Genomic DNA, 6005 nt, shown 5'->3' with positions numbered 1-6005 from the left:
CTCCCGCAGCAACGATATGCCGATCTCCCAGCCCGGGCCGAGCGAGATGATGCCGGTGACTATCCAGAATAGGCCGAAGACGCCGAATATCAGCGGCTTCAGCGCGTATAGCCGTGCAAACCAGCGTTCCTGTACCGAGGCCGGCTCGCTGGCGAGGGCGGCTTCGAGGTCGCGCGGCGCAATTCCCGTCGCCTGACGCCACGGCTCGGGGTCGCCAGTCGCCCCGCGCCGCATTTCCGCCTGTGCCGTTGAGTTGACGGGCGTTCGCCAGCCCAGCATCTGCGCCAGGTCTCCCGCGCGGTAAAAGCCGGAGGCCGCCCACACCGGCAGTGGCAGGCGGTAGGCGGGTCGCCATCGCAGCCAGCGGCGAAACACGGCGACCGCATCGCTGAACACCATATGCCGCGGCCCAGCCAGATCCAGTGCCACGCGCGAGGGCGCTCCCGGCTTCAGAAAAAAGACAACGGTCGCGACGACATCGTCCAGATACACAGGTTGAATCGGCGCCGTGTCGGGCATTACAGGCAGAACCGGTAGTGAGGCAAGTCCCCGCAGCAGCGCGCTGCCGCCATAGGCTGCCCCGCCCACCACGACGGAAGGCCGCAGCACGACCCAATCGAGATCGCGTGACATCAACGCGGCTTCGCCCTCCTGCTTGGTGCGTGAAAAGTCGCTTCGCGCCTCGCGATCGGTGCCGATTGCCGAGAAAAGGATTACGCGGCGGACGCCTTCGCTTTCACAAGCGGCGTAGAGCGCGGCGCTGCCGGCAACATGGACGCCTTGCATATCCTGTCCCTGCAGCGCGCCCGCCGCATTGATGACGGCGTCGACGCCTTCAAGGACGGGCTTCCACCTGGAAGCGTCGGTCGCCTGTGCGATGTCGAGCGCGACGTGATGCGCATCAGGCGTTCCCGTTGGATGGCGCGACACCAATACGCAGTGATGTCCTTCGGCGGAAAGGCGTGCGTGGATCGCCGATCCGATAAGGCCCGTGCCGCCAACGATCAGGATGCGCATCGGACTAATCCTTCGCTCGCCGTTCACGGTAACGCAAACCGCGGATCAGTTCCTCCAGGTACGGCAGGACGGCGCGGGAAAATCGGCCGGCTGCATCTGGCGGAGGCATTGTCCTATCGCGCGCTGGCCGAGGGTTTGCGGCGGGCGGCCTAGTGCATCGCACAATAGCCGCTTCGCCCGAGCATCCCCCGCATTCGCGGGGGATGACAGTGGTGGGTGTCGATACCTCCCCCGTCATTGCGAGCGCAGCGAAGCAATCCATTGCCACCTCGCGTGCGGAAGGATGGATTGCTTCGCGGAGCCTGTCATCCGGCGGCGCTACGCGCCGACCGGGTGGCTCGCAATGACGATTTGGAGACGGCGGCGCTTCACCGATGAGGCCACGGCGCACTCGCAATAAGGATGCGGCGCTTACAAAAAGCAACCCGTGTCAACGCGGCGGTAACTAGTTTCCTTTACCCTCCACCAACCATAAGCCCCGTGTTGCGGGTCTGTGCCTGGCGAGTAGCGTGTCATGTTGCGTTTGAAGATCCTGGCCTCGGCGATTCCGCTGGCGATTGCCGCTTTGTTCGCACGCGGCGAGTTTTTGGCCGGGCCGCGGCCCTGCATCGAGATATCAGGCACTTCCGTCCAGATCGCCACCCTCTCCTGGCAGGCGCACCGGCATGTCAGCTTCACGGACGATCCCTCCCGCGCGACCGTGTGGGTCCAGATCTCCGACAACGCGGAAGCGGCCGACTTCACCGTGACCGACGACATCGATACGACGGAGGCCGGCGCGTGCGGGCGCAATGCGCCACCGCGGCTGGTCGCGATCTCCCGCGCTCGCACAGGCTCCGACCCCGTCATCTATCTTTCCAGGGATGGACCGGCCGACTTCCGGATCTTCGTGTCCTCGAACAGCTTTTCGCTGCTCGATGCCGCCGCCCTGATCGTCGGTGCCCGCGGCGAGCACCACCGCGTCGAAGCAGCGTCGCTTTAACACTTTATTCACCCTGTTCTCATCGCGGTCGTCACGCGCTGGGAGCCTCAAGCACTTTGCAACGTCGGCGACGCATCGTCTGCCTCAAAGAGGCGGCGAAGCAAGCCGGTTCAATTCAAGCAGCAAGCTCAGGGTCATCGGCGATGGGGCGGACTTTCCGGATCAAACTTCGCTTACGTCGTTTCGGCCGACGGCATCCCTGGCTCACCTTCACGCTTCGCTCCTTCATGATCTTCTCGATCGTGTTCGGCGCCGCCTACGGGTTCATTACCGGAAGCAGGGCGGAAAATTCCGGCTACGACCCGCACGCCTTTGCGATCGGCGTCGCCTTCCTGTTTGCGATCGCCTGCGTCGCGCTCGCCACTTTCAGCGTCCGGCTCCGCCTGATGCGCAAGAAGATGCGCAAGGTCGCCCTGCACAATGAAGCGCTGGCCGACCGGAACTGGGAATTGCAGGAAGCCGAGCAGCGCGCCCGCTGCCTGTTCGAATCGCAGGGCGATCTGATTGTGCTGCGCGATGCCGAGGGCCGCATCACCTATGCCAACGACGCCTATTGCGCCCTCGCACAAATGCCGCGGGACGCGCTTATCGGCAGTCGCTTCGCGCTTGAAGTTGTTGAGCAGGGCGACATCGCGCTCGAACCGAACGGCACCCGGGTTCACGACCAGCGGGTCGCGGGTCCGCTTGGCCCGCGCTGGATCGCGTGGCGCGAGGGTCTCGTCCGCAACGACGCCGGGGGACCGGCGGAAATGCAGAGCGTCGGCCGCGACGTCACCGATCGCACCGAAAGCGAGCGCGCGCTGACGGAAGCCCGCGACCAGGCGGACGCGGCAAGCCGCGCCAAGTCGCGCTTCCTGGCGATGGCGAGCCACGAGATCCGCACGCCGCTCAACGGCATCATCGGCATGAGCGGCCTGCTGATGGACACGCCGCTGACACCGGAACAGACGACCTATGTCAAGGCGGTGAAGACCTCCGGCGACGCCCTACTCTCGCTGATCGAGGAGCTCCTGGACTATTCCAAGATCGAGGCCGGCAAGATCGATCTCGAACATCGCCCGTTCGCATTGTCGGGCATGATCGAGGACATCACCGAATTGCTGGCGCCGCGCGCGGAAGCCAAGAAAATCGAGATCGCCGCCTATGTCGACGATCGGCTGCCGACGCAGGTGATCGGCGACGCGGCGCGCTTAAGGCAGGTGCTGCTCAATCTCGCCGGCAACGCCATCAAGTTCACCTCGATCGGCGGCGTCGCCCTGATCGTCGAGCCCGGCATCTGGCCCAATGAAATCAGTTTTCTGGTGCGCGACACCGGCATCGGCATCGCGCCCGAGGCGCGCGAGCGAATCTTCCGCGAGTTCGAGCAGGCCGACGACAAGATCGCCCGCAGCTATGGCGGCACCGGCCTCGGCCTCAGCATCTCCGACCGCATCGTCAAACGCATGGGCGGCCGCATCACACTGGAGAGCCAGCCCGGCGCCGGCTCGACATTCGAAGTGTCGATCCCGCTCGCCGCCGCCAACGGCGAACAGACGTCCTTCGCGGCGCCCGATCTCTCCGGGCAGTCGATCATGCTTGTCTCGCCACAGAGCATCGAGGCCTCGCTGACCGCGCGGCGACTGCAGCGCTGGGGCGGGCAAACCTGCATGGTGTCCGACGCCGATGTCGCAGAGGCCCTCCTGCCCGAGCGTCCCTGGCATGCCGTACTCATCGATCACGCGCTGGGGCAGGCCGGTATCGAACGGCTCAGCGAAGCCGCGCGCCTTCATTCCACCCAGCGCATCGTGATGTTCACGCCCGCGACACGGCACGAATTGCAGCCGTCCGACACCTCCGCCCTCACCGGCTATCTGGTCAAGCCGTTGCGCACAGCTTCACTCGCGGCCCGCCTGACGGCCGCGCCGGAAGTGGCCGCGCCGAGCCTGGAGCCGGCCATCGACACCATCGAGACGCCTGCCGCGCCGTCGGCCAACGGACTGTCGATCCTGGTTGCCGAAGACAATCAGATCAATGCGCTGTTGATCCGCTCCCTGCTCGGCCGGCTCGGCCATGACGCCGTCATCACCACCAACGGCGCCGAGGCGCTGGAGTCCTGGCTGTCGGCGAAATCCGCAGGCACCCCCTATGATCTCGTGCTGATGGACATCCAGATGCCGCAGCTCAACGGCATCGAAACCACCAAACGGATTCGCGCCCTCGAGGCCGGAGGGCCGGGTGGCCGGACGCCGATCCTCGCGCTCACCGCCAACACGCTGGTGGAAGACCGCTACGCCTGCTTCGAGGCCGGCATGGACGGATTTTTGATCAAGCCGCTCGACCGCGAGAAACTCGCCGAAGCGCTCGCCGGCCTCGTCGCGTCCCGGCACCTCGCGGCGTGAGGATTTGGGAGACTCGTAGGGTTGGCAAAGCGACCTGTCCGCCGACGCTCGTAGAGCGAAGGTGGAAGCGTGCCCACCAACATTGCCAGACCTCATCCTGAGGAGCGCGTCTTCGCGCGTCTCGAAGGATGAATGGCACCAGCCGGGCCTCGTGGTTCTCCCGGCGATGCGAAGCATCGTCCGGAGACGGCGCTGAGGCGCCTCCTCACCATGAGGGTTTGATGGCTGCTATGAGGGTGAGTTGAACGGCTACAACCGCCGCAGCGCCACCGTCTCGACCAGATGATCGGCGCGCTTTTTCAGGATCAGCGTCGCGCGCGGCCGGGTCGGCAGGATGTTGTCCTCGAGATTGGCGAGGTTGGTGCGCTCCCAGATCGCGATCGCGGTGGCGGTGGCCTCCTCATCCGAAAGCACCGCGTAGCGATGGAAATACGACTTGGGATCGTGGAACGCGGTATCCCTGAGCGCAAGGAAGCGCCGCACATACCATTCGCGCAGCACCGGTTCGTCGGCATCGATATAGACGGAGAAGTCGAAGAAATCAGACACCACGGGCACGGCCTTGCCGTCGCGCGGCAGACGGCCGGTCTGCAGCACGTTGACGCCCTCGACAATCAGGATGTCGGGGCGATCGACCTCGATCCATTCGTTCGGAATGATGTCGTAGACCAGGTGCGAATAGACCGGCGCGCGCACAGGCCGGCGCCCGGCCTTGATGTCAGAGAGAAACGACAGCAGCATCGGCAGATCGTAGCTCTCGGGAAAACCCTTTTTCTGCATCAGGCCCTGCCGCTCGAGCACAGCATTGGGAAACAGGAAGCCGTCGGTCGTCACCAGGTCGACCTTGGGCCGCGGCGACCAGCGCGCCAGCAGCGCCTGCAACACGCGCGCGGTGGTCGATTTGCCGGCAGCGACCGAGCCGGCGACGCCGATGATGTAGGGCACCTTGCGGTCGCGGATACCGAGAAACTGGCGCTGCGCCCGGAAGAGCCGATCAGTCGCATCGACATAGATCGACAGCAGGCGTGACAGCGGCAGATAGATGTCCTCGACCTCCTGCATGTCGAGGCGGTCGTGCATCGAGCGCAGCCGCTCGAATTCGCCCGGCTCCAGCGTCATCGGCGTGTCGTCGCGCAGCCGCGCCCACTGCTCTCGGGTGAAGACGCGGTAGGGATTGTATTGCTGATCGGGGGTGCGGATATCCATGAGCTGCCCTCTCGGTTAGTCGCGCTTGCGCGACGCCTTCTCCTCGAGCCCGGACATCGATGTCCGCTGCGCCAGCGCGGCTTCGACCTCTTCAAGCTTCACGCCACGCGACTTCAGAAGCACCAGCAGGTGGAACAGCAGGTCGGCGCTTTCGGCGATCAAGTGATCCCGATCGTTCTCGACGGCCGCAATCACGGTCTCGACCGCTTCCTCGCCCAGCTTCTTGGCGCAGTGCTCCGCGCCCTTGTCGAGCAATTTGCGGGTGTAGGACGCCTCCCCTCCCGATGCGGCCCGTGCATCGATGGTGGCGGCCAGATCATGGATCGTAAAACGCGACATCAACCGAACTCAACACTCGCGTCCGGCCAAAGGCCGCGGCGCCGTCCCAGAGAAGGACTTAGCACTTTTGTGACGGGGAGTCG

5 protein-coding genes are annotated in these 6005 nt (G+C 65.0%); 2 read left to right on the top strand and 3 right to left on the bottom strand.

Features of this window, described 5'->3' with window-relative positions:
• The coding region (locus GWE18_RS33205; RefSeq protein ID WP_275189905.1) for an NAD(P)H-binding protein at positions 1-1017 on the bottom strand (1017 nt) is incomplete at its 3' end.
• A gap of 514 nt (positions 1018-1531) precedes the next feature.
• On the opposite strand from GWE18_RS33205, the gene GWE18_RS33200 reads away from it, so the two are divergent.
• Complete coding sequence (locus tag GWE18_RS33200; RefSeq protein ID WP_275189904.1) at positions 1532-1999, top strand: hypothetical protein; 468 nt, start codon at positions 1532-1534, stop codon at positions 1997-1999.
• Positions 2000-2142: 143 nt separating this feature from the next.
• Positions 2143-4377 (top strand): ATP-binding protein, encoded by a 2235-nt coding sequence (locus GWE18_RS33195; protein ID WP_275189903.1) that lies wholly within the window; start codon positions 2143-2145, stop codon positions 4375-4377.
• A 249-nt stretch (positions 4378-4626) separates the two neighbouring features.
• Here the strand turns inward: GWE18_RS33195 and coaA are convergent, their stop codons facing one another.
• Together coaA and GWE18_RS33185 are read right to left on the bottom strand one after the other, a co-directional pair.
• Positions 4627-5583, bottom strand: coding sequence for a type I pantothenate kinase (gene coaA, locus GWE18_RS33190; RefSeq protein ID WP_275189902.1), 957 nt, complete (start codon positions 5581-5583; stop codon positions 4627-4629).
• A 15-nt stretch (positions 5584-5598) separates the two neighbouring features.
• Positions 5599-5922, bottom strand: a complete 324-nt coding sequence (locus GWE18_RS33185) for a phosphoribosyl-ATP diphosphatase (RefSeq protein WP_275189901.1) — start codon at positions 5920-5922, stop codon at positions 5599-5601.
• Positions 5923-6005: the final 83 nt, after the last annotated feature.

The sequence above is a fragment of the Bradyrhizobium sp. CSA112 genome (assembly GCF_029051645.1).
Classification (GTDB): Bacteria; Pseudomonadota; Alphaproteobacteria; order Rhizobiales; family Xanthobacteraceae; genus Bradyrhizobium.
The sequence above is the reverse complement of the archived record's forward strand: the minus strand, read 5'-3'. Positions and strand labels throughout refer to the sequence as shown.